Consider the following 24,526-nt stretch of genomic DNA (forward strand, 5'->3'; position numbering starts at 1 on the left):
TATGTCCCTGCGCGTGTACCTTCGCACAGCCCTGCTCGGGCTGTGCCTGTCCCTTTCCTTTGCGGCCACTGCCGCAGAGGCCCCGACCACCGCCAGCATCCAGAACAGCCTCGACAAGATCGCCGAGCGCAAGCTGCCCGAGGCCGACCAGAAGGCCCTGCAGCAGGTGCTCGAACAGACCTTGAGCCTGCTCGCCAGCAAGGAAGACAACGAGAAGAAACTGGCCGCGCTGAAGCAGCAACTGGCCGGTGCTCCAAAGGAAACCAGCGAAAGCCAGAAAGAACTCGCCCGGCTCAAGGAAACCAAGGCCCAGCCAGTGGCCCAGCGGTACGCCACACTGGCCGTGCCGCAGCTTGAGCAGATGCTCAGCGAACGCAACACCCAGCAGGGCGAGTTGCAGAAGGCGCTGTCCGAAGCCAACAGCCTGATCATCAATTCGCAAACCCGCCCAGAACGCGCCCAGGCCGAAATCAGCAACAGCCAGGCACGCACCCAGCAGATCAACAACATTCTTAAAACCGGCAAGGACGGCGGCAAGTCCATCAACGCCGACCAGCGCAACCAGCTCAACGCCGAACTGGCCTCGCTCAACGCACTGACCCTGCTGCGCCGTCAGGAGCTGGCCGGCAACAGCCTGTTGCAAGACCTGGGCAACGCCCGTCATGACCTGCTGATCGAACGTGCCGCGCGCCTGGAGCAGGAAATCCAGGACCTGCAGACGCTGATCAACGACAAGCGCCTGGCCCAGTCACAGGAAGCGGTCACCCAACAATCGATCGAGGCCCAGAAGGCCGGCGGCAGCAGCCTGCTGGCCACCGAAAGCGCGGTCAACCTCAAGCTGTCCGACTACCTGCTGAAAAGCACCGACCGCCTCAACGAACTGACCCAGCAGAACCTGCGCACCAAACAGCAACTCGACAGCCTGACCCAGGCTGACCAGGCGCTGGACGAGCAGATCAACGTGCTCAAGGGCAGCCTGCTGCTGTCGAAGATTCTCTACAAGCAGAAGCAGACCCTGCCACACCTGAAAGTCGACCGCGACCTGGCCGACCAGATCGCCGACACCCGCCTGTACCAGTTTGAAGTCAACCAGCAACGCGAGCAGATGAGCAGCCCGGTCACCTATGTCGACAAGCTGCTGGCCGTGCAGCCGCAGGAAGAGGTGAGCCCGCAACTGCGCAAAGCCTTGCTGGAAGTTGCCATCAACCGCAGCGACCTGCTTGAACGGCTGAACCGCGAACTGTCGGCGCTGCTTAACGAATCGATCACCCTGCAGCTCAACCAGAAACAGTTGCTGGGCACAGCGCAGAGCCTGCGTACAACCCTCGACGAACAGATGTTCTGGATCCCCAGCAACAAGCCGCTGGACTGGGACTGGCTGAGTTATGTACCCGAGCGCCTGGCCGACCAGGTCGCCAACCTGCCGTGGGGCTCGGGCCTGAAGGAGCTGGCCGACGGCCTCAGCCAGCGCCCGTTGCTGTTCCTGCCCCTGCTATTGGTGATCGGCGCCCTGTTGTGGCGGCGCAAATACCTGTACCAGCGGCTGGGCAAGGTGCACCAGGACATCGGTCACTTCCGCCGTGACAGCCAGTGGCACACGCCCCAGGCGATTCTCATCAATATCCTGCTGGCGATGCCGGTCAGCCTTGGCCTGGCACTGTGCAGCTATGCCCTGCAGATCGACGCCCGCGGGCAAAACGCCAACCTGGGCGCGGCCCTGTGGCAACTGGCCCAGGCCTGGCTGGTGTTCTACACCGCCTACCGCATCCTCGCCCCCGGTGGCGTAGCAGAAATCCACTTCCGCTGGCACAAGCCGCAGGTCGAGTTCCTGCGCGGCTGGGTGCGCCGCCTGGGCACCGTGGTCCTGGCACTGGTCGGCGTAGTGGCGGTGGCCGAGCACCAGCCATCGGCGCTGGCCGACGACGTACTGGGTATCGGCGTGGTGCTGACCTGCTACGCACTGATGGCCTGGCTGCTCAGCCGCCTGCTGCTCAGCAGCCCGGCACACCGCGACACCTCACTGTTCCGCAGAGCCGTGGGCGTTGCGTTCACCGCCCTGCCCATCGCCCTGTTCGTCGCCGTGTGCTTCGGCTACTACTACACCGCGCTGAAGCTCACTGACCGGCTGATCTACACCCTGTACCTGCTGCTGTTCTGGCTGGTGATCGAGGCCGCGTTCGTGCGTGGCCTGTCAGTGGCGGCTCGGCGCCTGGCCTACCAGCGGGCGCTGAGCAAGCGCGCCGCAGCCAAGGAAGGGCTGGATGGCGAAGTCATCACCGAAGAGCCAACGCTGGACATCGAACAGGTCAACCAGCAGTCGCTGCGCCTGATCCGCCTGGCCCTGCTCGGCGGCTTCATCGCCGGCCTGTACTGGGTGTGGGCAGACCTGATCTCGGTGTTCGCCTACCTCAACAACTTCGTGCTGTACGAATACACCAGCGGCACCGGTGCCGCCGCCAGCATGGTGCCGATCAGCCTTGGCGACCTGCTGGGTGCGCTGGTCATCGTCGGCATCACCTTCGCCCTGGCCGGCAACTTGCCGGGCCTGCTGGAAGTGCTGGTGCTGTCACGCCTCAACCTGGCCCAAGGCAGCGCCTACGCCACCACCACGCTGTTGTCGTACACCATCGTCGGCGTCGGCATCGTCAGCACCCTGTCCACCCTGGGGGTGAGCTGGGACAAGCTGCAATGGCTGGTGGCCGCGTTGTCTGTGGGCCTGGGCTTCGGCATGCAGGAAATCTTCGCCAACTTCATCTCCGGCATCATGATCCTGTTCGAGCGCCCGGTGCGTATTGGCGACACCATCACCATCGGCAACCTGTCGGGCACGGTCAGCAAGATCCGCATCCGCGCCACCACCATCACCGACTTCGACCGCAAGGACATCATCGTCCCCAACAAGACCTTCATCACCGGCCAGCTGATCAACTGGTCGCTGACCGACACGGTTACCCGGGTGACGCTGAAGCTGGGCATCGACTACGGCTCCGATCTGGACCTGGTGCGCGACCTGCTACTCAAGGGTGCGCATGAGAACCCACGGGTGCTGAAGGACCCGGAGCCGATCGTGTACTTCCTCAACTTCGGCGAAAGCTCGCTGGACCACGAACTGCGCATGCACGTACGCGACCTGGGCGACCGCAACCCGACGCTGGACGAACTCAACCGCTACATCAGCCGCGAGTTCAAGGCACATGACATCAAGATCTCGGTGCGCCAGGTAGAGGTGTTCCTGATGGACCCGAAAGGCGGCAAACAGCAGCTGATTCCCATGGAACAGCCGAAATCCGATGGCACTGCTTCAGCCTGAATCCTTTATTCTGTGCTGAAACCCTGCGAGGGCTCCGCCCTCGTTCGCGGGCTTGCCCGCTCCCACAAGGCGAGCGCTCATTCCTGTGGGAGCGGGCGTGCCCGCGAAGGGCCGCAAAGCGGCCCCAGCCAATCAAACTCTGGAGCCGGCCCCGTGAAAGCCCTCGACCAACTCACCTTCGACAACCGCTTCGCCCGCCTGGGTGACGCGTTCTCCACCCAGGTGCTACCCGAGCCCATCGCAGACCCACGCCTGGTGGTAGCAAGCGAGTCGGCCATGGCCCTGCTCGACCTCGACCCTGCACAGGCCGAGCTGCCGGTTTTTGCCGAGCTGTTCAGCGGCCACAAGCTGTGGGAAGAAGCCGATCCTCGGGCGATGGTGTATTCCGGCCACCAGTTCGGCTCGTACAACCCCCGCCTGGGGGATGGCCGCGGCCTGCTGCTGGCCGAAGTGCTCAACGATGCCGGCGAGCACTGGGACCTGCACCTCAAGGGCGCCGGCCAGACGCCTTACTCACGCATGGGCGACGGCCGTGCCGTGCTGCGCTCGTCGATCCGCGAATTCCTTGCCTCCGAAGCCCTGCACGCCCTCGGCATCCCCACCAGCCGGGCGCTGTGCGTGATCGGTTCCAGCACCCCGGTATGGCGCGAAACCCGCGAAAGCGCTGCCATGCTCACGCGCGTAGCGCAGAGCCATGTGCGCTTCGGGCATTTCGAGTATTTCTACTACACCAAGCAGCCCGAACAGCAACGCCTGCTGATTGACCATGTGCTGGAGCAGCACTATCCCGAATGCCGCGAAGCCGAACAGCCCTACCTGGCCATGTTCCGCACCATCGTCGAGCGCAACGCCGAACTGATCGCCCGTTGGCAGGCTTATGGCTTCTGCCACGGGGTGATGAACACCGACAACATGTCGATCCTGGGCATCACCTTCGACTTCGGCCCGTTCGCCTTCCTCGACGACTTCGACGCCAACTTCATCTGCAACCATTCCGACGACCGTGGCCGCTACAGCTACGCCAACCAGGTACCGATTGCCCACTGGAACCTCAGCGCGCTGGCCCAGGCCCTGACCACAATGATCGAGGTGGAGCCGCTGAAAGAAGCGTTGGGGCTGTTCCTGCCGCTGTACCAGGCCCACTATCTGGACCTGATGCGCCGGCGCCTGGGCCTGACCACAGCCGAGGAGGACGACATGGCACTGGTCGAACGCCTGTTGCAGTGCATGCAGCGTGGTGGTGTGGACTACAACCTGTTCTTGCGCAAGCTGGGTGAGCAGCCTGTGGCCGGGGCACTGAAGGTGGTACGCGACGACTTCATCGATCCGGCCGGGTTCGATGCCTGGGGCGCGGAGTACCTGGCCCGTTGTGAACGCGAAACCGGTAATGCCGAAGGTCGGCGGGAACGGATGCATGCGGTGAACCCGCTTTATGTACTGCGTAATTATCTGGCGCAGAAAGCCATCGAAGCGGCTGAAGCGGGGGATTACAGTGAAGTGCAGCGGCTGCATCAGGTGCTGACCAAGCCCTTCGAAGAGCAGCCCGGAATGCAGGCCTATGCCGAGCGCCCACCTGAATGGGGCAAGCACCTGGAAATCAGTTGTTCATCATGAACTGATGGTTGCTGTACTGGCCCCATCGCCGGCAAGCCAGCTCCCACAGGTACAGCGTCGCACCTGACCAATCGGTACCCCTGTGGGAGCTGGCTTGCCGGCGATAGGGCCCGAACAAACAACACAAGGAATTGATATGTCCGACCCATTGGTTATTCCCTGCCCCCACTGCAACGGCCTTAACCGCCTGCCCGCCGAACGCCTGGCTGACGCGCCAAAATGCGGCCGCTGCAAACAGGATGTGCTACTGAGCAAGCCCTTCGAACTCACCGAAGCCAGCTACGCCAGCCAGATCAAGGGCGACCTGCCGCTGCTGGTCGACATCTGGGCCGACTGGTGCGGCCCCTGCAAATCCTTCGCCCCCACCTTCGAACAAGCCGCCCGCCAACTGACCGGCCGCTGCCGCCTGGCCAAGCTAGACAGCGAAGCCAACCGCACCCTGGCCGGCCAGCTGGGCATCCGCTCGATCCCCAGCCTGCTGCTGTTCAAGAACGGCCGCGAAATCAGCCGCCAGGCGGGGGCGTTTCCACTCCAGTCGTTGCTGGAGTGGGTGCGTAGCCAAGGGGTTTGATTCTCAAGCGTTTGCCAGTAGCGACTCATAGGGAATGCGCAGGCCATCGTGCAGGCGCTTGATCATGGAGAGGCTCAGTCCACGCTTCCCATTCAAGACTTCCGAAACTCGACCACTCGGGCCAATGTAAGGCTCCAGATCCCGTGGGGTAAGGCCCTGCTGATCCATGCAGAATTTGATGGCCTCAATAGGATTGGCGGGATGAATGGGATAGTGCTTGTTTTCGTACACTTCAATGAGTGTCACAAGCACTTCCATTTCATCCGCTTCAGGCGTTCCCGCTTGCGCCTGGAAAATGAATTCGAGTCGCTGAAACGCTGCTCGAAGATCGTCATCATTACGGATCGGCTTAATATTCACAGATTGTCTCCACGTCAATCTCGTCATAGCGCTTGTGCGTACCGACGAACTTCACCCAGGCAATACCGGCTCGATACTGCATTTCAACCACAAGCCGGTACTTGTTACCTCCGATGTTGAAGACCACGCGGTTCTTGCCACATATGCTGGCGTTGCCAATCTGATCCTTTACATCCTGCGGCGTTCTCCAGGTGGCCTTGAGCGCTATGTCATGCCAGCTCTCCAAGGCCGCTGCAGCGCAGCGCCTATTCAGTGCGCTCAAGCAGATCGTGCAACTCGACAAACTGCTGGGTCAGCTTGTGCTTGGGCTCCAGGTGAATCAGCGGCAAGCTGGCGTGGTGCGATTCACGCATCTTCACCGAGCTGCTCAGGTACACCGGTAGCACCGGCAAGCCCTCGGCTTGCAGCTCATCGAGCATCTGCTGCGGCAGGCTGGCGCGGGACTGGAACTGGTTGACCACGATGCCTTCGACCAGCAGGTCTTCGTTGTGGTCATCCTTGAGGTCTTCGATCTCGGCCAGCAGGCCATACAGGGCCTGGCGCGAGAAACTGTCGCAGTCGAAGGGGATCAGTACGCGATCGGCGGCGATCAGTGCAGAAACCGCATAGAAATTCAGCGCTGGCGGGGTATCGATGTAGATCCGGTCGTAATCCTCATCCAGTTCGTCCAGCAACTTACGCAGCTTGTTGATCTTGTGCTTGGCCTCAAGCTTGGGCTGCAAATCGGCCAGTTCGGGTGTGGCGGTAACCACATGCAGGTTATCGAACGGGGTTTCGTAGATATCGACCTTGTTCTTCTTGCTGAACGGCCCGCTGGACAGGCTCTGCTTGAAGAAATCGGCAATGCCCATGGGGATGTCCTCGCCGGTAAGGCCGGTGAGGTACTGGGTCGAGTTGGCCTGGGCATCCAGGTCGATCAGCAGGGTCCGGTAGCCTTCATTGGCACTGACCGCCGCCAGGTTACAGGCAATGCTCGACTTGCCCACACCACCTTTCTGATTGAACACCACGCGCCGCATGATTGACCTCCGTGTATCAACGAATGCCCGAGTATGTGGCGGCGCTGCGGCAATGGCCAGTGCCATTTGCCGTATGGCCTGCACAGGCCCTTGCAGGAGCTACTGTCTTGCTCAAAATCTAAATGCTTGCGCAGTACCTGTGGGAGCGGGCGTGCCCGCGAACACCGGCAAAGCCGGTGCCATCCAACGCGTCGCCTGTTTCGCGGGCACGCCCGCTCCCACAGCTACTGCGCTGGCTTCATGCATAGGCCTGCCCTGTTACCAATTGCGCGAACGCCCTGGCCATTGCCGACCCACCGCGCTCGCGCTGCACCAGCCACACTGCCGACATCGCCCCTTCGTCGAGCAAGGTGCGGTAAACCACCCCGTCAATACGCATGCGCTGGAACGACGCCGGTAATACCGACACGCCCAGCCCTGCCGAAACCAGGCCGATGATGGTCATGGCCTCCCCCGCCTCCTGGGCAAAATGCGGGCTGAAGCCTGCCTGCCGCGCCAGGCTCAGCAGCTGCGCATGCAGGCCGCTGCCGTAACTGCGCGGGAAGAACACAAACGGCTCATGGGCCAGCGCCGCCATGTGCACGCCCTGTTCGGTGCCTTCGGCCAGCGGATGCGAAGCATTTATCACCGCGACCAGCGGCTCGCGGAACAACTCGGTGGCCAGCAAGCCCTCCGGCAGTGGCATGGGCCGCATCAGCCCCACTTCGATGGACTCGTCGAACACCCCTTCGGCAACATCGCGGCTGCTCATTTCCTTGAGGTTCAGGTGCACTGCCGGGAAGCGCTGGCGAAAGGCGTGGATGGCCTTGGGAATCTTCGAGGTGAATGGCGCAGACGACGTGAAGCCAATCTTCATCTCGCCCAGTTCACCCAACTGTGCACGCCGGGCCACATCGGCAGCCTTCTCTACCTGCGCCAGCACCTGCCGGGCCTCTTCAAGGAACAGCCGCCCCGCCTCGCTCAACTCGACCCGACGGTTGGTACGCTCGAACAAGCGCGCGCCCAGCTCCTGCTCCAGCGCCTGGATCTGCTGACTGAGCGGCGGCTGTGAAATACCCAGCTGCTGGGCCGCACGGCCAAAGTGCAGTTCTTCGGCCACGGCAATGAAGTAACGCAGATGGCGCAGTTCCATGATCAGCTCCAAACAGGTCGCAAAACGTCTTAAATAGGTCGAACAATATATTGGATCTAATCATTAGCCAGCTATATGCTTTTTTCATTGCGTCAGAGGTACCCGCCCGTGAAAACTGCTGTAGCCCCCCTTCCCGCCGAGCCAGAACCCGCTCCCCTGAACGAAATGTGGATCGAAAAAGGCACCCCGGCCTTCATGAAAACCGTGCTGGCCCTGTTCAGCGGCGGCTTCGCCACCTTCGCCCTGCTGTACTGCGTACAGCCGATGATGCCGCTGTTGTCCAAGGAATTTGCCATCAACGCGGCGCAAAGCAGCCTGGTACTGTCGGTGTCCACCGCCATGCTGGCGTTCGGCCTGTTGATCACCGGCCCTATTTCCGACCGCATCGGGCGCAAGCCGGTAATGGTCTTTGCATTGGTCTGCGCAGCCCTCTCCACCCTGGCCAGCGCCGTGATGCCCAGCTGGGAGCTGGTACTGGCCACCCGTGCGCTGGTCGGCCTGTCACTGAGCGGCCTGGCGGCGGTGGCGATGACCTACCTGAGCGAGGAAATCCACCCGCAGCACATTGGCCTGGCCATGGGCCTCTACATCGGCGGCAACGCGATTGGTGGCATGAGCGGGCGGCTGATCACCGGCGTACTGATCGACTTCGTCAGCTGGCACACGGCGATGCTGACCATCGGTGGCCTGGCGCTGGTGGCCGCGCTGGTGTTCTGGAAGGTATTGCCCGAATCGCGCAACTTCCGCCCACAGTTGATGAACCCACGCAGCCTGCTGGACGGCTTTGTCATGCACTTCAAGGATGCCGGCCTGCCTTGGCTGTTCCTGGAGGCGTTCCTGCTGATGGGCGCCTTCGTCACCCTGTTCAACTACATCGGCTACCGCCTGCTGGCCGAGCCCTACCACATGAACCAGGCGCTGGTCGGTTTGCTGTCGGTGGTGTACCTGTCGGGCATCTACAGTTCGGCACAGGTGGGTGCCTTAGCCGACAAACTGGGCCGGCGCAAGGTGTTCTGGGCCAGTATCGTGGTGATGGCGGGTGGCTTGCTGATGACCCTGGCCAGCCCGCTGGCGATGGTGATCGTGGGCATGCTGGTGTTCACGTTCGGCTTCTTTGGTGCGCACTCGGTGGCCAGCAGCTGGATCGGGCGCCGGGCGTTGAAAGCCAAAGGGCAAGCGTCGTCGCTGTACCTGTTCAGCTATTACGCAGGCTCAAGCGTGGCCGGTACGGCGGGCGGGGTGTTCTGGCACCAGTGGGGCTGGAATGGTATCGGGCTGTTCATTGGCAGCCTGCTGGTAGTGGCGTTGCTGGTGGCGCTGCACCTGAGCAAGTTACCGCCCAAATCGGTGTGAAGCATTCGCGGGCACGCCCGCTCCCACAGGGTTCGGTGCAGTCCCTGTGGGAGCGGGCGTGCCCGCGAACAGGCCATCAGATCAGTTGATGATCTCGACAATATCCACATCCACTTCCCGACTCATCAGGTGCTTCTCCACCTCACCGGTCAGCTTGACCTTGGTCTTGTCGTTGAACGGCGTCGGCGGCAGGTCTTCGTCATCGATCTCGACGGTAATGGTGCCGGTGTTGTCCTTGAACTCGTACTTGTCGTCGTTGTTGATCTTCTTGGTCACAAACCCTTGCAGTACGACCGGAGTGTCATCCGCAGCTTCGTTGGCAGCGGCCACGGTGGTGACCGACTGGGCGCCGGGGCCGGTGTAAGTCGCAGCCAGTGCGGCGGTACTGAACAGAGGGGCAAGGATCAGTGCAACGTAATGAGCTTTCATGAGGATCAGGTCCTGTTTGGGTTTCGATGGGACCAGATTAACGACGATCGCTGAATTAAAACTTAATGCAACAAAAAGCCCGGCACATGGCCGGGCTTTTTGTTTTCAGCGATCAGTTCACTGATGGTACTGCGCCGACAGCTCGTGCACGGCATTGATGAACACGCCGGCATGCTCCGGGTCGACTTCCGGGGTAATGCCGTGGCCGAGGTTGAATACGTGGCCAGTACCGTGGCCATAGCTGGCCAGGATGCGCGCCACTTCCTGGCGGATGGCCTCGGGCTTGGCGTACAACACGGTCGGGTCCATGTTGCCTTGCAGCGCCACCTTGTCACCCACACGGCGACGGGCGTCGCCGATCTCGCAGGTCCAGTCCAGGCCCAGTGCGTCGGCACCGGCTTCAGCGATGCTTTCCAGCCACAGGCCGCCGTTCTTGGTGAACAGGATTACCGGCACCTTGCGGCCTTCGTGCTCGCGGATCAGCCCGCTGACGATCTTGCGCATGTAGGCCAGGGAGAATTCCTGGTAAGCCGCCGCCGACAGGTTGCCGCCCCAGGTGTCGAAAATCTGCACGGCCTGGGCGCCGGCCAGGATCTGGCCATTCAGGTAGCTGGTGACCGACTGGGCCAGCTTGTCCAGCAGCAGGTGTAGGGCTTGCGGGTTGTCGTAGGCCATGGCTTTGGTTTTGCGGAAGTCCTTCGACGAACCGCCTTCAACCATATAGGTGGCCAGGGTCCACGGGCTGCCAGAGAAGCCGATCAGCGGCACGCGACCGTTCAACTCACGGCGGATGGTGCTGACCGCGTCCATCACGTAGCCCAGGTCTTTCTGCGGGTCTGGGATCGGCAGTGCTTCGATATCGGCCGGGGTGCTGATGACCTTCTTGAAACGCGGCCCTTCGCCGGTTTCGAAGTACAGGCCCAGGCCCATGGCGTCGGGGATGGTGAGGATGTCCGAGAACAGGATCGCTGCGTCCAGCGGATAGCGGTCCAGCGGCTGCAGGGTGACCTCGCAGGCAAACTGCGGGTTCATGCACAGGCTCATGAAGTCACCGGCCTTGGCGCGGCTGGCGCGGTACTCCGGCAGGTAGCGGCCGGCCTGGCGCATCATCCACACCGGGGTGACGTCTACAGGTTGCTTGAGCAGTGCACGCAGGAAACGGTCGTTCTTCAGGGCAGTCATGTCGGCATCCGGAAAAATAGTGCGGGCATTTTCTCAGACGCCAGCGCAAAAGGCACGGCCATGGCCATGCGTTTTGTCTATTGGATGCCACAGATCAAGCGTTTTTGTATACAAAAGCTTCGCGGGCACGCCCGCTCCCACAGGTTCTGCGCCGAACCCTGTGGGAGCGGGCGTGCCCGCGAACAGGTCGAAAATCAGACTTCCAGGTAGTCCAGGATACCTTCAGCAGCGGTACGCCCTTCGAAGATAGCCGTCACCACCAAGTCCGAACCACGCACCATGTCGCCACCGGCAAACACTTTCGGGTTGCTGGTCTGGTGCTTGAACTTGCCTTTCTCCGGGGCCACTACACGCCCTTGGCTGTCCAGCTGGATACCATGCTGCTCGAACCACGGCGCCGGGCTTGGGCGGAAGCCGAAGGCGATCACCACGGCATCGGCCGGCAGGATCTCTTCAGAGCCCGGGATCGGCTCGGGGCTGCGGCGACCACGGGCATCCGGCTCGCCAAGACGGGTCTCGACCACCTTCACGCCTTCGACCTTGTCTTCGCCGACAATGGCGATAGGCTGGCGGTTGTAGAGGAACTTCACGCCCTCTTCCTTGGCGTTCTTCACCTCTTTGCGCGAACCTGGCATGTTGGCTTCGTCACGGCGATAGGCGCAGGTCACCGACTTGGCGCCCTGGCGGATCGACGTGCGGTTGCAGTCCATCGCAGTGTCGCCACCGCCCAGCACCACCACCTTCTTGCCCTGCATGTCGACGAAGTCTTCCGGCGACTTCTCGAAGCCCAGGTTGCGGTTGACGTTGGCAATCAGGAAGTCCAGCGCGTCGTGCACACCCGGCAGGTCTTCGCCCGGGAAGCCGCCCTTCATGTAGGTGTAGGTACCCATGCCCATGAACACGGCGTCGTATTCGGCGAGCAGCTGCTCCATGGTCACGTCCTTGCCCACCTCGGTATTCAGGCGGAACTCGATGCCCATGCCGGTGAACACTTCGCGGCGGTTGCTGAGCACGGTCTTTTCCAGCTTGAACTCGGGAATGCCGAAGGTCAGCAGGCCGCCGATTTCAGGGTTCTTGTCGAACACCACCGGGGTGACGCCGGCACGTACCAGTACGTCGGCACAGCCCAGGCCTGCCGGGCCGGCGCCGATGATGGCGACACGCTTGCCGGTTGGCTTGACCTTGGACATGTCCGGGCGCCAGCCCATGGCGAAGGCGGTGTCGGTGATGTACTTCTCCACCGAGCCGATGGTCACCGCACCAAAGCCGTCGTTCAGGGTGCAGGCACCTTCACACAGGCGGTCTTGCGGGCACACGCGGCCGCACACTTCCGGCAGGGTGTTGGTCTGGTGCGACAGCTCGGCTGCGGCCAGGATGTTGCCTTCGGACACCAGCTTCAACCAGTTGGGGATGAAGTTGTGCACCGGGCACTTCCATTCGCAATACGGGTTACCGCAGCCCAGGCAGCGGTGCGCCTGATCCACGGACTGCTGCGGCTTGAACGGTTCGTAGATTTCCACGAACTCCTTCTTGCGCTGGCGCAGCAGCTTTTTCTTCGGGTCCTTGCGGCCCACTTCGATGAACTGGAAGTCGTTGTTCAGACGTTCAGCCATTTTTCAAAACCTCTTTACAGCAGCTGCAAGCTACAAGCTGCAAGCCGCAAGACGATCACTTAAGCCGGGCAAACCTCGTGCTGCCATTACGTGCAGCTTGAGGCTTGCCACTTGCAGCTGTTTTTTACTGCGGGTTGGCACGGGTGCTGGACAGCAACTGCTTCAGGTTGGCTGCCTTCGGCTTCACCAGCCAGAAGCGCCGCACGTAGTCGTCCAGGTTTTCGGAGAGCTCACGCCCCCACTCGCTGCCGGTTTCTTCCACATACTCGCCCAGGACACGCGCCAGGTGGCTGCGGTACGCCTCCATCGCTTCACCACTGATACGCTGGATTTCCACCAGTTCGTGGTTGAGCTTGTCGACGAAGCTATTGTCCATGTCGAGCACGTAGGCGAAGCCGCCAGTCATGCCAGAACCGAAGTTGTAACCGGTCTTGCCCAGGACGCAGACAAAGCCGCCGGTCATGTATTCACAGCAGTGATCGCCAGTGCCCTCGACAACAGCGTGGGCGCCGGAGTTACGCACAGCGAAGCGCTCGCCCGCTGTACCCGCAGCAAACAGCTTGCCGCCAGTGGCACCGTACAGGCAGGTGTTACCGACGATGGCGCTGTGCTGGGTTTCGAACGGGCTGCCGGCTGGCGGCACGATGGTGACCTTGCCACCGGTCATGCCCTTGCCGACGTAGTCGTTGGCGTCGCCTTCCAGGTGCAGGTTCAGGCCGCCGGCGTTCCACACGCCGAAGCTCTGGCCAGCAGTACCCTTGAAGCGGAAGGTGATCGGCGCCGCAGCCATGCCCTGGTTGCCGTGCAGGCGAGCGATTTCGCCCGACACACGCGCACCGATGGAGCGGTCGCAGTTGCAGATGTCGAGGTTGAACTCGCCACCGGCCTGATCGCGGATGGCCGGCATGGCCATTTCCACCATTTTTTCGGCCAGCTCGCCCTGGTCGAATGGCGGGTTCTTGTCCACTTCGCAGAACTGCGGCTTGTCAGCCGGAATGTGCGAGCTGCCCAGCAGCGGCGTGAGGTCCAGGTGGTGCTGGCGCTCGGTATCGCCTGGCAATACATCGAGCAGGTCGGTACGGCCGATCAGCTCGCCCAGGCTGCGTACACCCAGTTTGGCCAGCCACTCACGGGTCTCTTCGGCGACGAAGGTGAAGAAGTTGATCACCATGTCGACGGTGCCGATGTAGTGGTCCTTGCGCAGCTTGTCGTTCTGGGTGGCAACGCCGGTGGCGCAGTTGTTCAGGTGGCAGATGCGCAGGTACTTGCAACCCAGGGCGATCATTGGCGCGGTACCGAAGCCGAAGCTTTCGGCACCGAGGATGGCCGCCTTGATCACGTCCAGGCCGGTTTTCAGGCCGCCGTCGGTCTGTACCCGTACCTTGCCGCGCAGGTCGTTGCCGCGCAGGGTCTGGTGGGTTTCCGCCAGGCCCAGTTCCCACGGGGCGCCGGCATACTTGATCGAGGTCAGTGGCGAAGCACCGGTACCACCGTCGTAACCCGAAATGGTGATCAGGTCGGCATAGGCCTTGGCCACGCCAGCGGCGATCGTACCGACGCCGGCTTCTGCCACCAGCTTGACCGACACCAGTGCCTGCGGGTTGACCTGCTTGAGGTCGTAGATCAGCTGGGCCAGGTCTTCGATCGAATAGATATCGTGGTGCGGTGGTGGCGAGATCAGCGTCACGCCCGGTACCGCGTAGCGCAGCTTGGCGATCAGACCGTTGACCTTGCCGCCTGGCAACTGTCCGCCCTCACCGGGCTTGGCGCCCTGGGCAACCTTGATTTGCAGCACTTCGGCGTTTACCAGGTACTCCGGGGTCACGCCAAAGCGGCCGGTGGCCACCTGCTTGATCTTGGAGCTGCGGACAGTGCCGTAGCGCGAAGGGTCTTCACCGCCCTCACCGGAGTTGGAGCGCGCACCCAGGCGGTTCATGGCCTCGGCCAGCGCTTCGTGGGCTTCTGGCGACAGTGCACCCAGCGAGATACCGGCGGAGTCGAAGCGCTTGAGGATGGCCTCCAGCGGCTCGACGTGCTCCAGCGGCAGCGGCTGGTCGGCCACTTTCACCTTCAGCAGGTCGCGGATCATCGACACAGGGCGTGTGTCGACCAGCGTGGTGTATTCCTTGAACTTGGCGTAGTCGCCCTGTTGCACGGCGGCTTGCAGGGTGTTGACCACATCCGGGTTGTAGGCGTGGTACTCACCACCGTGCACGAACTTCAGCAGGCCACCTTGCTGGATCGGCTTGCGCGCGCTCCAGGCCTCGGCCGCCAGCAGCTTCTGGTCGTTTTCCAGGTCTTCGAAGCGGGCACCCTTGATACGGCTGGACACACCCTTGAAGCTCAGGCCGACCACTTCCTCGGACAGACCGATGGCTTCGAACAGCTGCGCACCGCGGTAAGAGGTGATGGTGGAGATACCCATCTTCGACAGGATCTTCAGCAAGCCCTTGGAGATGCCTTTGCGGTAGTACTTGAAGACTTCGTCCAGATCGCCCAGCACTTCGCCGGTGCGAATCAGGTCGGCCAGCACTTCATAGGCCAGGTACGGGTAAACGGCCGAGGCACCGAAGCCCAGCAGCACGGCGAAGTGGTGCGGGTCGCGGGCGGTGGCGGTTTCCACCAGGATGTTGCTGTCGCAACGCAGGCCCTGCTCGGTCAGGCGGTGGTGCACCGCGCCAACAGCCAGCGAAGCGTGTACCGGCAGCTTGCCCGGGGCGATGTAGCGGTCGCTCAGCACCAGCTGGGTCTTGCCAGCGCGCACGGCTTCTTCAGCCTGGTCGGCGATGTTGCGAATGGCAGCTTCCAGGCCGACGCTCTGCTCATAGTTGAGGTCGATCAGCTGGCGGTCGAAACCTTCGCGCTCCAGGTTCATCAGCGAACGCCACTTGGCGGGCGAAATGACCGGGGAGCTGAGGATGACCCGCGAAGCATGCTCCGGGGATTCCTGGAAGATGTTGCGCTCGGCACCGAGGCAGATCTCCAGCGACATCACGATCGCTTCGCGCAGCGGGTCGATCGGTGGGTTGGTCACCTGCGCGAACTGCTGGCGGAAGAAATCGAACGGCGAACGCACGCGCTGCGAAAGCACAGCCATCGGCGTGTCGTCACCCATCGAACCAACGGCTTCCTGGCCCTGCTCACCCAGCGGGCGCAGCACCTGGTCACGCTCTTCGAAGGTGACCTGGAACATCTTCATGTATTGCTTGAGCTGGTCAGCGTCGTAGCTGGCCGCGCCCTGGTCGTCGGTCAGCGTCGCCTGGATGCGGGTGGCGTGCTGACGCAGCCAGCGCTTGTACGGGTGGCGCGACTTCAGGCGGTTGTCGATGGCGTCGGTGTCGAGGATCTGGCCGGTTTCGGTGTCCACGGCAAGGATCTGGCCCGGGCCGACACGGCCTTTGGCCAACACTTCCTCAGGCTGGTAGCCCCATACGCCGATTTCCGAGGCGATGGTGATGTAGCCATTGGTGGTGGTCACCCAGCGCGCCGGGCGCAGGCCGTTGCGGTCGAGCAGGCACACCGCATGGCGGCCTTCGGTCATGACGATACCGGCCGGGCCATCCCACGGTTCCATGTGCATGGAGTTGTATTCGTAGAAGGCGCGCAGGTCGGCGTCCATGGTCTCGACGTTCTGCCAGGCTGGCGGTACCAGCATGCGCACGCCGCGGAACAGGTCGATGCCACCGGTCACCATCAGTTCCAGCATGTTGTCCATGCTCGACGAGTCGGACCCCACGCGGTTGACCAGCGGGCCGAGCTCTTCGAGGTCGGGGATCAGGTCATTGGCGAACTTGGTGCGACGGGCCATGGCCCAGTTGCGGTTGCCGGTGATGGTGTTGATCTCGCCGTTGTGGGCGAGGAAGCGGAACGGCTGCGCCAGCGGCCATTTCGGCAAGGTGTTGGTGGAGAAGCGCTGGTGGAACACGCAGATCGCGGTTTGCAGGCGCTCGTCGCCCAGGTCTGGGTAAAACGCCGCGAGATCGCGCGGCATCATCAGGCCTTTGTAGATGATGGTCTTGTGCGAGAAGCTGCAAATGTAATGGTCGGCGTCGTGGGCGTTGGCCACCGACGAACGACGACGTGCACTGAACAGCTTGATGGCGAATTCCTGATCGCTCAGGCCTTCACCGCCGATGAACACCTGCTCGATCTGCGGCAGGCGCTCCAGGGCCAGGCGGCCGAGCACGCTGGTGTCGATCGGCACCTTGCGCCAGCCGACCAGCTTCAGGCCAGCGGCATGGATCTCGCGGTCCATGTTGGCGCGGGCAGCTTCGGCTTTGACCGGGTCCTGGTTGAAGAACACCATGCCGACGGCGTACTGCTTGGGCAGCTCGACGGCGAAGTGTTCCTGGGCCACGGCACGCAGGAATTGATCGGGCTTCTGCATGAGCAGACCGCAACCGTCACCGGTCTTGCCGTCGGCGTTGATACCGCCGCGGTGGGTCATGCAGGTCAGCGCCTGCATGGCGGTTTGCAGAAGGTGGTGGCTCGGTTCGCCCGTCATATGGGCGATCAGGCCAAAACCACAGTTGTCCTTGAATTCTTCGGGATGGTACAGACCTGTTTTCATAGACACATTCTCACCAGGTTCACCTCTCTAACGGAGGTAAATCTCTTTTTTAACAACCACTTACCATCCACGCCGATCAAATGCCAGCTTTTTTGCGGTGGCCATGGAAAACCATTGTTGCACAGCGACAGCGATGCCCACAAATTTTCATGTCTCACCATTGAAAATTTATGTCGCAGTTTTGAATGTTTTTGCGCCATGCGCCGTGATAGCGGCTTGGCTCGAGTCTGAAGCGTTTCAGCCATGACTGCAACTAGGGCTTGTGGCCGGCAGTCTGGGACAGAAAAGCCTGCCGCGTAAAAACGCAGCAGGCTAGTCGAAAGCTAGAATTCGCTTAGCTACTGGGCGGCGGGGTGATGCCGCCCGGAAGGTATCAGCGGGCCGAAGCCAGCTCTTGTTGGACGCTGGCGACGGTACGTGGCCAAGGTTTACCAGCCTGGACCTTCGCTGGCAAGTTCTTGATTGCCGCAACCGCTGCGTCACGGTTGGCGAAGCTGCCATAAGTGACTACAAACAGCGGCTTGCCCTGCAGGTTTTTCTTGAAGTAGCGATAGTCGCCACCCTGGGCCTTGACGTACGCCTGGGCCGACGCTTCGGAGCTGGTGCCGAGGATCTGCACCACATAGTTGCCCGGTTTTTGTCCAGCGTACCAGCCACCGCTGCCACCAGCAGCAGGTGCTGGTTTTTCAGCAGGCTTGGCGACCGGCTTGGCCACAGCTACCTGGGTGGGTGCTGGTGCAGGCTTGGCCGGTGCAACCGGCTTGGCTGGCTGGGTTGCGACCGGTTTTGGCGCAGGCGCTACCGGCTGTGCAGGAACACTGGCAACAGGCTGGGCAGGCGCAGGGGCCGGGCCAGCCGGCACGCCTTGCGGCGGCGCAATGGTGGTCACGGTTGGCGGCGGGTTGCCAGGCTGCAGGGCGGTGTCGCCAGCCGGGCTGCCTTCCTCACCCTCGCCCATACCAGCGGCCTGGGCCAGCGGTTCGCGCATCACCGGCTGGGACTGGCCAACCAGTGGCAATGGCATCGGCTGGGACGAGCCAGAGAACTCGATGGCAGCCCCCTGCTTGCCCTCGCCAAGCGGCAACTGGGCCTGGGCGGCCGGCGCTTCGGCCGGAGCCTTGTCACCCTTCTTGGGCATCAAAACCGCGGCGCCAACGGCGACCACGACCACAGCGGACAGCGCGAGCACATGTTTTTTAGGCATCTTGAACCCCATGGATGGTCGCTTGACCGTCGAACGGCTGGCGATCATGGCTTCGATCAAAGTGTCACGGGCGACCTGGTTGATGTTGCCAGGCCAACCGTCGGAGTTTTCATGGATATCGACGATCTGTTCACGGCTGAACACCTCGATGCCCCGGCCAGCCCCTTCCAGGCGCTGCTCCAGGTACTCGCGGGTTTCTTCTTCACTGTAGGGGGCAAGCTCGATGATGTGGAAGCGTTCTTCCTCGACATTGAGTTCATCCAGCCCGGCAATCAGCGAAGGCTCACCAAACAGGAATATATGCGGGCGCCCTTCCGGCACGCCCGCCGCCAATTCCAGCAACGCTTGGAGTGCCGACTCGTCGAGTTGTTCCGCATCGTCCACCAGCAAATACACTTCCTGCCCGGTGAGCGCCAACTGCACTACCTTGGACAGGATCGCCTGCACTTCAGCCTTGTCCACGCCCAGGTCCTGGGCAACCTGGGCCAGCATGCCGGAGGCATCGCTGGCGCTGCGGGCAGACACCACCACACTCTGCACGGCCTGCTTGTTGGTACTGGCCACCAGGGCCTGGCGCAGCAGCGACTTGCCGCTGCCCAGCGGGCCGCTGACCACCAGCATCAGCTGGCTGTAGCGCGCCAGGTGGTGCAACTGGCCAAGCACAGGCTTGCGCTGGGCCGGGAAAAACTTGAAGCCGGGCACGCGGGGCGCGAACGGATCGTGACTCAACTGGTAATGGTCGAGAAAGGCCTCATCGGCATGCAAACTGGTCATTGCGCTGTCACAACCTCAAAGCTGGGCCACGATCGCGCGGTAATCCGCCGACAGCGTGGCCTGTAGAATCTCTTTCGGATAGTCGTCGGTAACCACGGCCTCGCCCATCTGGCGCAGCAGCACCAGACGCAAGCGCCCGTCGAGCACCTTCTTGTCGACCGCCATGTGCTCCATGAAATGCGCCGGGGTCATTTCCTGTGGTGGCACCACCGGCAAACCTGCGTCCTGCAACAGGCGGATTCCGCGATCGCGCTCGGCCTGGTCGATCCAGCCAAGGCGCATGGACATTTCCAGGGCCATTACCGTGCCCGCTGCCACGGCTTCGCCGTGCAGCCACACGCCATAGCCCATGTGGGTCTCGATGGCATGCCCGAAGGTATGCCCCAGGTTCAGCGTGGCCCGTACGCCGGACTCACGCTCGTCGGCCCCCACTACCGCAGCCTTTGCCGCGCAAGAGCGGCTGATTGCCTCGGTCAGGGCTACAGGGTCCAGGCCACGCAGGGCCTGAATATTGTCCTCAAGCCAGGCAAGGAACGGCTTGTCGCAGATCAGGCCGTACTTGATCACTTCAGCCAGGCCTGCCGACAGCTCGCGTGCGGGCAGCGTGTTCAGGCTGGTCGTGTCGATCAGCACCGCATTGGGCTGATAGAAGGCGCCCACCATGTTCTTGCCCAGCGGGTGGTTGATACCGGTCTTGCCGCCTACCGACGAGTCAACCTGGGAAAGCAAGGTGGTTGGCACCTGGATGAAATCGACACCCCGCTGATAACAGGCAGCCGCGAAGCCAGCCATGTCACCGATTACGCCGCCGCCCAGGGCGACCACGGTGGTACGGCGATCATGGCGCGCGGTGAGCAGGCCATCGAAGATCAGCTGCAGGGTTTCCCAGTTCTTGTAGGCTTCGCCATCAGGCAACACCACTGGCAGCACCGAATAGGCACCCAGGGTCTTGGTCAGGCGTTCGAGATACAGGGGCGCGACGGTCTCGTTGGAAACGATGGCAACTTGCCGGCCGGCAATGTGCGGCGCCAGCAGTTCAGGCTGGTCCAGCAGGCCTTCGCCAATGTAGATCGGGTAGCTACGCTCGCCCAGGTCGACCTTAAGTGTCTGCATGTATCCCCACAATGTACTTGGGCGCGGCGCCTTACGGGCAACCCACGCGGTAACGTTGAACCTCGCCTCGGCGCTGGTGGCCGAGAATAGTCCCGGGTTAACGGGGCGGCAACTGCTGCAAGCGTTCGAGAATATCAATCACCACCATGCGTGGCGGCCGCTCGTCGGTTTCCACCACCACGTCGGCGATCTCGCGATAGAGCGGGTCACGGGCTTCCAGCAAGGCGCGCAAGGTTGCCTCGGGGTTGGCGGTGCGCAACAACGGGCGATTGCGATCGCGCGCGGTACGGCCAACCTGCTGTTCCACCGAGGCATGCAGGTAGATCACCCGGCCACCCTGATGCAAAGCCTGGCGGTTGGCTTCGCGCATCACGGCACCACCGCCGGTCGCCAGGACCACGCCATCGAGTTCGCACAGTTCGGCGATCATCGCCTGCTCGCGGTCACGGAAACCCGGCTCGCCTTCCTTGTCGAAAATCCACGGGATATTGGCGCCGCATCGCAGTTCGATTTCCTTGTCGGAATCCTTGAACAGCAGGCGCAGCTCTTTGGCCAAAAGGCGTCCAATGGTGCTTTTACCAGCGCCCATGGGCCCCACAAGTATCAAATTTCGCACAGAATCAACGACTCACAGCAATCGCCTGGTCACTCATGATACGCGGAGTCAGGAAGACCAGCAGCTCGGATTTTTTCTCTTGTAATGCATCGCGTCGAAATAGCCGCCCAACATACGGCAGATCACCGAAAAATGGCACCTTGTCGACCACATTGTTTTGCGAAGTCGAGTACACCCCACCAATCACGATCGTTTCGCCATCCGCCACGCGAACCTTCGCATTGACCTCGTTCTTGCGGATTGGCGGCACCTCGTTCAAGGCATTGACGTAATCCGGCTCGTCCTTGGTCACCCTGACCGCCATGATCACCTTGTTGTCCGGTGTAATCTGCGGCGTCACCTCAAGCGACAGCGACGCCTCGCGGAAGGCCACCGAGGTGGCGCCGCTCTGGCTGGTTTCCTGGTAGGGCACCTCGGTGCCTTTGATGATTCTGGCTGTTTCCTTGTCGGCCGTGACCACCTTGGGCTGCGAAATGATCTCGCCGTTACCGCTCTTTTCCATGGCGCTGAGTTCCAGGTCGAGCAGCACATCGCCGCGCAGCAGGCCCAGCCCGACGCCAGTGCCCGCACGCTCCACACCAAGATCGACGAACAACTCCTTGCCCGGCCGCAGGCGTTCACCGTAAAGCGGCCCGCCCCAGCGCACCCCCAGGCTTTTCTCGTAATCGACATTTGCCTCGACGATGCGCGCCTCGATCGCCACTTGGCGCACTGGCACATCCAGCTGCGCAACCAGTTGGCGCAATTCGGCCAAACGATACGCAGGCTGGTGCGCCACCAGGGTATTGGTGCGTTCATCGACTCCCAGGCTGCCTCGAGCGGCAACGGTGTCGTCATCCGCCAGGGTGTTCAGCAATAGCTCAACCAGCTCGGCGGCCTTGGCGTGCTGGATCGGTATCAACTCACGGCGTAACGGCTGCTCGCTGGCATCGGCGACCGCCCCAACCGCAGCATTGAACGGCTGCGCAGCAAAAGCTGCCGCAGGCGCCACCAGCAACACATTACCCTCCTCCCGCCGGGCCAGGCCCTTGCTGCGCAGCACCAGGTCAAGGGCCTGATCCCAGGGTACGTCCTGCAAACGCAAGGTGACATTACCCTGTACGTCATCGCCGACCACCAGGTTGACGCCCGCATAATCGGCCAGCACCTGCAAAACCGAGCGCACTTCCACATCCTGAAAGTTCAACGACAGGGGCTCACCCTGATAAGGCGTCGCCGACGCCAGCGGGCTCGAAAGCAGGGCTGCCAACCCCCATTTCATCAACATTTTCATTCTGCTTCGAGGCCTCCTTGCCCAAGCGTTTCGTCAGGGTGATGAACGCCGTGCGCTCGTGCCACACCCCCGCCATGAATAGCCGTTCGCGTACCTCAACCCCGCCTTGATCGATTCGCACCACCACACCATGGTTACGACCCAGGCGCTCTCCTGCATGCACGCGATAGAGCCTGCCTGCCGCCATCAGCAGCGCCTCGTGTGCTGTTCCCCGCGACAGGCTGCCGACCATTTCCAGCTGTGCCAGCGGCACGCTGGTCAGCCCGGAGCCAACCCTGCGTGTCGCCACGGCCGCGAAGGGGTCGACCACGGGCACTGGCGTCGCAGCCCTGGCGGGCATGCGAGCAAGTACATCAGCTGCTGGCATGGGTGCGGGCGAATGAAAGGCATCGACGCGCAACTGCAGACGCAAAAGCCCAGGCTGCCCCTCAACTGCGGCCAGGTTCATCTCGCCGCTGCGCAGCAGGCGCGCCTGGCCCAGCCAGTCACCCAGCCACTGGCGCAAAGCCACGTAACGCCCCACTACCTGCAGCTCCAGCGGTACTTTGCGGTAGCCAGCCTGCTGCTCGGCTTCATGCACGTCGAGCCGTTCGATCAACAGGCCATGCGCATGCCCCGAAGCCGCCAGGCGGTCGAGCAGGTCGCTCATGCCCTCCCCGGCGGCCAGGTACCAGTGAGCTACCTGCAACCGCTGCTCGGCATCAACCAGAGCAGCCTGCAACTGCTCCAGCTCCACCCGCTTCGCCACACTGGCTGAATGCTGCCCGCTCAATACAGCCTGTCGAGCCGCTTCCTGCGCCTGTTGTTGCAAGCCCGCAGGCAGGCGAAGCGCGCAACCCAAACCAAACACCAGCGCAGCAACCAGCACCGGCACCATGCACCTCATACGCGTGGAACGCTCGACGACCGCCCACCACGCAAGGATCGGCACCACATTCACGACCAGAACGCCGAAACACGCGCAGTCACCCGAAACTCATCACCACCCGGCAAGCTCCTGACGCGCCTGAGTTGCAGGTCAAGCAGAAGGCCCGACCGGTCCAGGTCTCGCATGAACTGCGCCACCACGGCACCAGACGTCGCCAGGCCGGTGATGTTCAGGTGGCCCTCTTCCAGGCTGAGGTCGATTAGCTGGAGGCCCATCGGCAGCGCCTCTTCAAGGCCAGTGAGCATATCGCCCAAGGCACCCTGCCGGGCGCGCAAGCCCTCCAGCGCCAACGCACGGGCGATCAGTGCCTCGTACTGCGCCTGCATTTCGGCCAGCGGCTGGAGTTGCTCGGTCAATTCTTCAAGAAGGGCCTGTTGCCGCACGTTGGCCAGCGCCTGCTGTTGCCCGCGCTGCCGGGCCATTTGGTCGACCAGCGTCACGGCGCACAGGGCCAGCACTACGCCGACAATCAGCTGGGTGCGAAAGCGCCGTAGCGCCGCCCGGCGCTGCCGTTCACGCCAGGGCAACAGATTCAACCGCATCATGGGCGCAACCCTCCAAGCGCCAGGGCGCAGGCCAGCAGCATCGAGCCATCGACATGTTCAAGCCCGCCCACGGCAGGTAGATGCCGGCACGGCGTATTCAGCTGGCAGCCAAGGCCATGCAGCCAACTCGGCTCCACCGCCGAACTGCTGCTTATCCACAGGCCCCCAGGCAAATGCGCATCAGCAAGCAGGGCATGCAGGTGCTCCGACAGCAGCCCCATCGCCTTGAACCCCGGTGCTGGCAGCTCACGGCGCTGGCAGGGCTGGCCAGGCTGCCAGTCATGAAGCACTGCGCCGTGCGCTTCGACACGCAGCAGTGCCGAGCCTTCAAGGCAACCCCGAGGCAACATGCGACAGAGGGCGATGTTGTCGACCTCGACAGCCTCAAGCTGTAGCCCTGCCTGCGCGACGACGGCTTCAAGTGACGCCAGCGCACTTTGCCGGCACGCGGCCACCATTACTTCCGTGCACCCCGGCTGCTCCCGGGACGCGCCCAAGACCTGAAAATCCAGGGCCAGGTCGTCCAACGGAAACGGGAACAGCTGTTCAGCGTCAGCCAGCAACTGCGCCTCAAGCGCATCCCCTGCCTGCTCCACCGGCAGATGGCACAACTTGCAGATCACCTGGCTGGCCGGCAACGCCAGCGCCACCCGGCGCTGCCTGGAGCCACTGCGTCGGTAAGCTCGACGCAACGCTGCCACCACGGCAGCGGGCTGGCTCACCCAGTCGTTGCCGACCGCGGACTCTAGTGGTTCTTGAGCCGAAGCAAGCACCCGGCAGCGCCGACTGCGCCGCTGAAGTTGCACAACCCGGACAACGTCGGAGGCAATTTCTACCCCCATGAGTGAACTGGCATCCTTGCCAAAGCGTCCTAACATCGCGGCTTCCTTGCTGCCACTTGCAGCGGCCTGTCGCAACCC

The 24,526-nt window shown here is 62.5% G+C and carries 19 protein-coding genes; 4 read left to right on the forward strand and 15 right to left on the reverse strand.

From position 1 onward, the window contains the following. The first annotated feature begins 1 nt into the window (after position 1). The 3 genes from mscK to trxC all read left to right on the forward strand — a co-directional run bounded on the left by mscK (position 2) and on the right by trxC (position 5,495). Positions 2-3,310, forward strand: a complete 3,309-nt coding sequence (mscK, locus tag ACFY9W_RS04740) for a mechanosensitive channel MscK (protein ID WP_391126441.1) — start codon at positions 2-4, stop codon at positions 3,308-3,310. 153 nt (positions 3,311-3,463) lie between these two features. After that, positions 3,464-4,924, forward strand: coding sequence for a protein adenylyltransferase SelO (gene selO / locus ACFY9W_RS04745; RefSeq protein WP_391126444.1), 1,461 nt, complete (start codon positions 3,464-3,466; stop codon positions 4,922-4,924). A gap of 136 nt (positions 4,925-5,060) precedes the next feature. Beyond that, on the forward strand, positions 5,061-5,495 hold the full coding sequence (trxC, locus tag ACFY9W_RS04750; RefSeq protein WP_391126447.1) for a thioredoxin TrxC: 435 nt from the start codon (positions 5,061-5,063) through the stop codon (positions 5,493-5,495). A gap of 3 nt (positions 5,496-5,498) precedes the next feature. On the opposite strand, the gene ACFY9W_RS04755 is transcribed toward trxC, so the two are convergent. The 4 genes from ACFY9W_RS04755 to ACFY9W_RS04770 all read right to left on the reverse strand — a co-directional run bounded on the left by ACFY9W_RS04755 (position 5,499) and on the right by ACFY9W_RS04770 (position 8,006). Next, positions 5,499-5,855: a type II toxin-antitoxin system HigA family antitoxin gene (locus ACFY9W_RS04755; RefSeq protein WP_391126450.1), complete on the reverse strand. Its 357-nt coding sequence runs from the start codon at positions 5,853-5,855 to the stop codon at positions 5,499-5,501. After that, a complete protein-coding gene (locus ACFY9W_RS04760) occupies positions 5,845-6,117 on the reverse strand; it encodes a type II toxin-antitoxin system HigB family toxin (RefSeq protein ID WP_391126453.1) in 273 nt (90 codons plus the stop codon). The genes ACFY9W_RS04755 and ACFY9W_RS04760 overlap by 11 nt, the downstream gene beginning before the upstream one ends. Next, a complete protein-coding gene (locus ACFY9W_RS04765) occupies positions 6,101-6,874 on the reverse strand; it encodes an AAA family ATPase (RefSeq protein WP_391126456.1) in 774 nt (257 codons plus the stop codon). The genes ACFY9W_RS04760 and ACFY9W_RS04765 overlap by 17 nt, the downstream gene beginning before the upstream one ends. Positions 6,875-7,112: 238 nt before the next feature. Beyond that, complete coding sequence (locus tag ACFY9W_RS04770; protein WP_391126459.1) at positions 7,113-8,006, reverse strand: LysR substrate-binding domain-containing protein; 894 nt, start codon at positions 8,004-8,006, stop codon at positions 7,113-7,115. 165 nt (positions 8,007-8,171) lie between these two features. Between ACFY9W_RS04770 and ACFY9W_RS04775 the strand changes: the two genes are divergently transcribed. Beyond that, complete coding sequence (locus ACFY9W_RS04775) at positions 8,172-9,359, forward strand: MFS transporter (RefSeq protein WP_391126672.1); 1,188 nt, start codon at positions 8,172-8,174, stop codon at positions 9,357-9,359. 81 nt (positions 9,360-9,440) lie between these two features. Here ACFY9W_RS04775 and ACFY9W_RS04780 read toward each other — a convergent pair whose 3' ends face one another. From ACFY9W_RS04780 to pilM, 11 genes are all read right to left on the reverse strand, one after another. Continuing rightward, the gene (locus tag ACFY9W_RS04780; RefSeq protein ID WP_391126462.1) at positions 9,441-9,788 is read right to left on the reverse strand and encodes a NirD/YgiW/YdeI family stress tolerance protein; all 348 of its coding nucleotides are present in this window, start codon (positions 9,786-9,788) and stop codon (positions 9,441-9,443) included. A gap of 117 nt (positions 9,789-9,905) precedes the next feature. Then, positions 9,906-10,970, reverse strand: coding sequence for a uroporphyrinogen decarboxylase (gene hemE, locus ACFY9W_RS04785; protein ID WP_051099567.1), 1,065 nt, complete (start codon positions 10,968-10,970; stop codon positions 9,906-9,908). 194 nt (positions 10,971-11,164) lie between these two features. Continuing rightward, positions 11,165-12,583: an FAD-dependent oxidoreductase gene (locus ACFY9W_RS04790; RefSeq protein ID WP_016712489.1), complete on the reverse strand. Its 1,419-nt coding sequence runs from the start codon at positions 12,581-12,583 to the stop codon at positions 11,165-11,167. 124 nt (positions 12,584-12,707) lie between these two features. Further along, positions 12,708-17,153, reverse strand: a complete 4,446-nt coding sequence (gltB, locus tag ACFY9W_RS04795) for a glutamate synthase large subunit (RefSeq protein ID WP_391126467.1) — start codon at positions 17,151-17,153, stop codon at positions 12,708-12,710. Between the two features lie 373 nt (positions 17,154-17,526). After that, the gene (locus tag ACFY9W_RS04800; protein WP_391126470.1) at positions 17,527-19,131 is read right to left on the reverse strand and encodes an AAA family ATPase; all 1,605 of its coding nucleotides are present in this window, start codon (positions 19,129-19,131) and stop codon (positions 17,527-17,529) included. 15 nt (positions 19,132-19,146) lie between these two features. Further along, complete coding sequence (gene aroB, locus ACFY9W_RS04805) at positions 19,147-20,244, reverse strand: 3-dehydroquinate synthase (RefSeq protein ID WP_391126473.1); 1,098 nt, start codon at positions 20,242-20,244, stop codon at positions 19,147-19,149. 97 nt (positions 20,245-20,341) lie between these two features. Then, positions 20,342-20,860: a shikimate kinase AroK gene (aroK, locus tag ACFY9W_RS04810; protein ID WP_391126476.1), complete on the reverse strand. Its 519-nt coding sequence runs from the start codon at positions 20,858-20,860 to the stop codon at positions 20,342-20,344. Between the two features lie 4 nt (positions 20,861-20,864). Further along, positions 20,865-22,133, reverse strand: coding sequence for a type IV pilus secretin PilQ (locus ACFY9W_RS04815; protein WP_391126479.1), 1,269 nt, complete (start codon positions 22,131-22,133; stop codon positions 20,865-20,867). Then, positions 22,057-23,058, reverse strand: a complete 1,002-nt coding sequence (locus ACFY9W_RS04820) for a pilus assembly protein PilP (protein WP_391126675.1) — start codon at positions 23,056-23,058, stop codon at positions 22,057-22,059. Before ACFY9W_RS04820 ends, ACFY9W_RS04815 begins: the two co-directional genes overlap by 77 nt. A gap of 11 nt (positions 23,059-23,069) precedes the next feature. Beyond that, the gene (locus ACFY9W_RS04825) at positions 23,070-23,606 is read right to left on the reverse strand and encodes a PilN domain-containing protein (protein WP_391126482.1); all 537 of its coding nucleotides are present in this window, start codon (positions 23,604-23,606) and stop codon (positions 23,070-23,072) included. Further along, on the reverse strand, positions 23,603-24,484 hold the full coding sequence (pilM, locus tag ACFY9W_RS04830; RefSeq protein WP_391126484.1) for a pilus assembly protein PilM: 882 nt from the start codon (positions 24,482-24,484) through the stop codon (positions 23,603-23,605). Before pilM ends, ACFY9W_RS04825 begins: the two co-directional genes overlap by 4 nt. Between the last annotated feature and the right edge of the window lie 42 nt (positions 24,485-24,526).

This window comes from Pseudomonas sp. NPDC008258 (assembly GCF_042956345.1).
Taxonomy (GTDB): Bacteria; Pseudomonadota; Gammaproteobacteria; order Pseudomonadales; family Pseudomonadaceae; genus Aquipseudomonas.

Coding starts and splice junctions, on each gene's coding strand:
- mscK (WP_391126441.1), top strand. CDS start 2: ATGTCCCTGCGCGTGTACCTTCGCACAGCCCTGCTCGGGCTGTGCCTG.
- trxC (WP_391126447.1), top strand. CDS start 5,061: ATGTCCGACCCATTGGTTATTCCCTGCCCCCACTGCAACGGCCTTAAC.
- ACFY9W_RS04765 (WP_391126456.1), bottom strand. CDS start 6,874: ATGCGGCGCGTGGTGTTCAATCAGAAAGGTGGTGTGGGCAAGTCGAGC.
- ACFY9W_RS04770 (WP_391126459.1), bottom strand. CDS start 8,006: ATGGAACTGCGCCATCTGCGTTACTTCATTGCCGTGGCCGAAGAACTG.
- ACFY9W_RS04775 (WP_391126672.1), top strand. CDS start 8,172: ATGTGGATCGAAAAAGGCACCCCGGCCTTCATGAAAACCGTGCTGGCC.
- ACFY9W_RS04780 (WP_391126462.1), bottom strand. CDS start 9,788: ATGAAAGCTCATTACGTTGCACTGATCCTTGCCCCTCTGTTCAGTACC.
- hemE (WP_051099567.1), bottom strand. CDS start 10,970: ATGACTGCCCTGAAGAACGACCGTTTCCTGCGTGCACTGCTCAAGCAA.
- ACFY9W_RS04790 (WP_016712489.1), bottom strand. CDS start 12,583: ATGGCTGAACGTCTGAACAACGACTTCCAGTTCATCGAAGTGGGCCGC.
- gltB (WP_391126467.1), bottom strand. CDS start 17,153: ATGAAAACAGGTCTGTACCATCCCGAAGAATTCAAGGACAACTGTGGT.
- ACFY9W_RS04800 (WP_391126470.1), bottom strand. CDS start 19,131: ATGACCAGTTTGCATGCCGATGAGGCCTTTCTCGACCATTACCAGTTG.
- aroB (WP_391126473.1), bottom strand. CDS start 20,244: ATGCAGACACTTAAGGTCGACCTGGGCGAGCGTAGCTACCCGATCTAC.
- ACFY9W_RS04815 (WP_391126479.1), bottom strand. CDS start 22,133: ATGAAAATGTTGATGAAATGGGGGTTGGCAGCCCTGCTTTCGAGCCCG.
- ACFY9W_RS04825 (WP_391126482.1), bottom strand. CDS start 23,606: ATGATGCGGTTGAATCTGTTGCCCTGGCGTGAACGGCAGCGCCGGGCG.
- pilM (WP_391126484.1), bottom strand. CDS start 24,484: ATGTTAGGACGCTTTGGCAAGGATGCCAGTTCACTCATGGGGGTAGAA.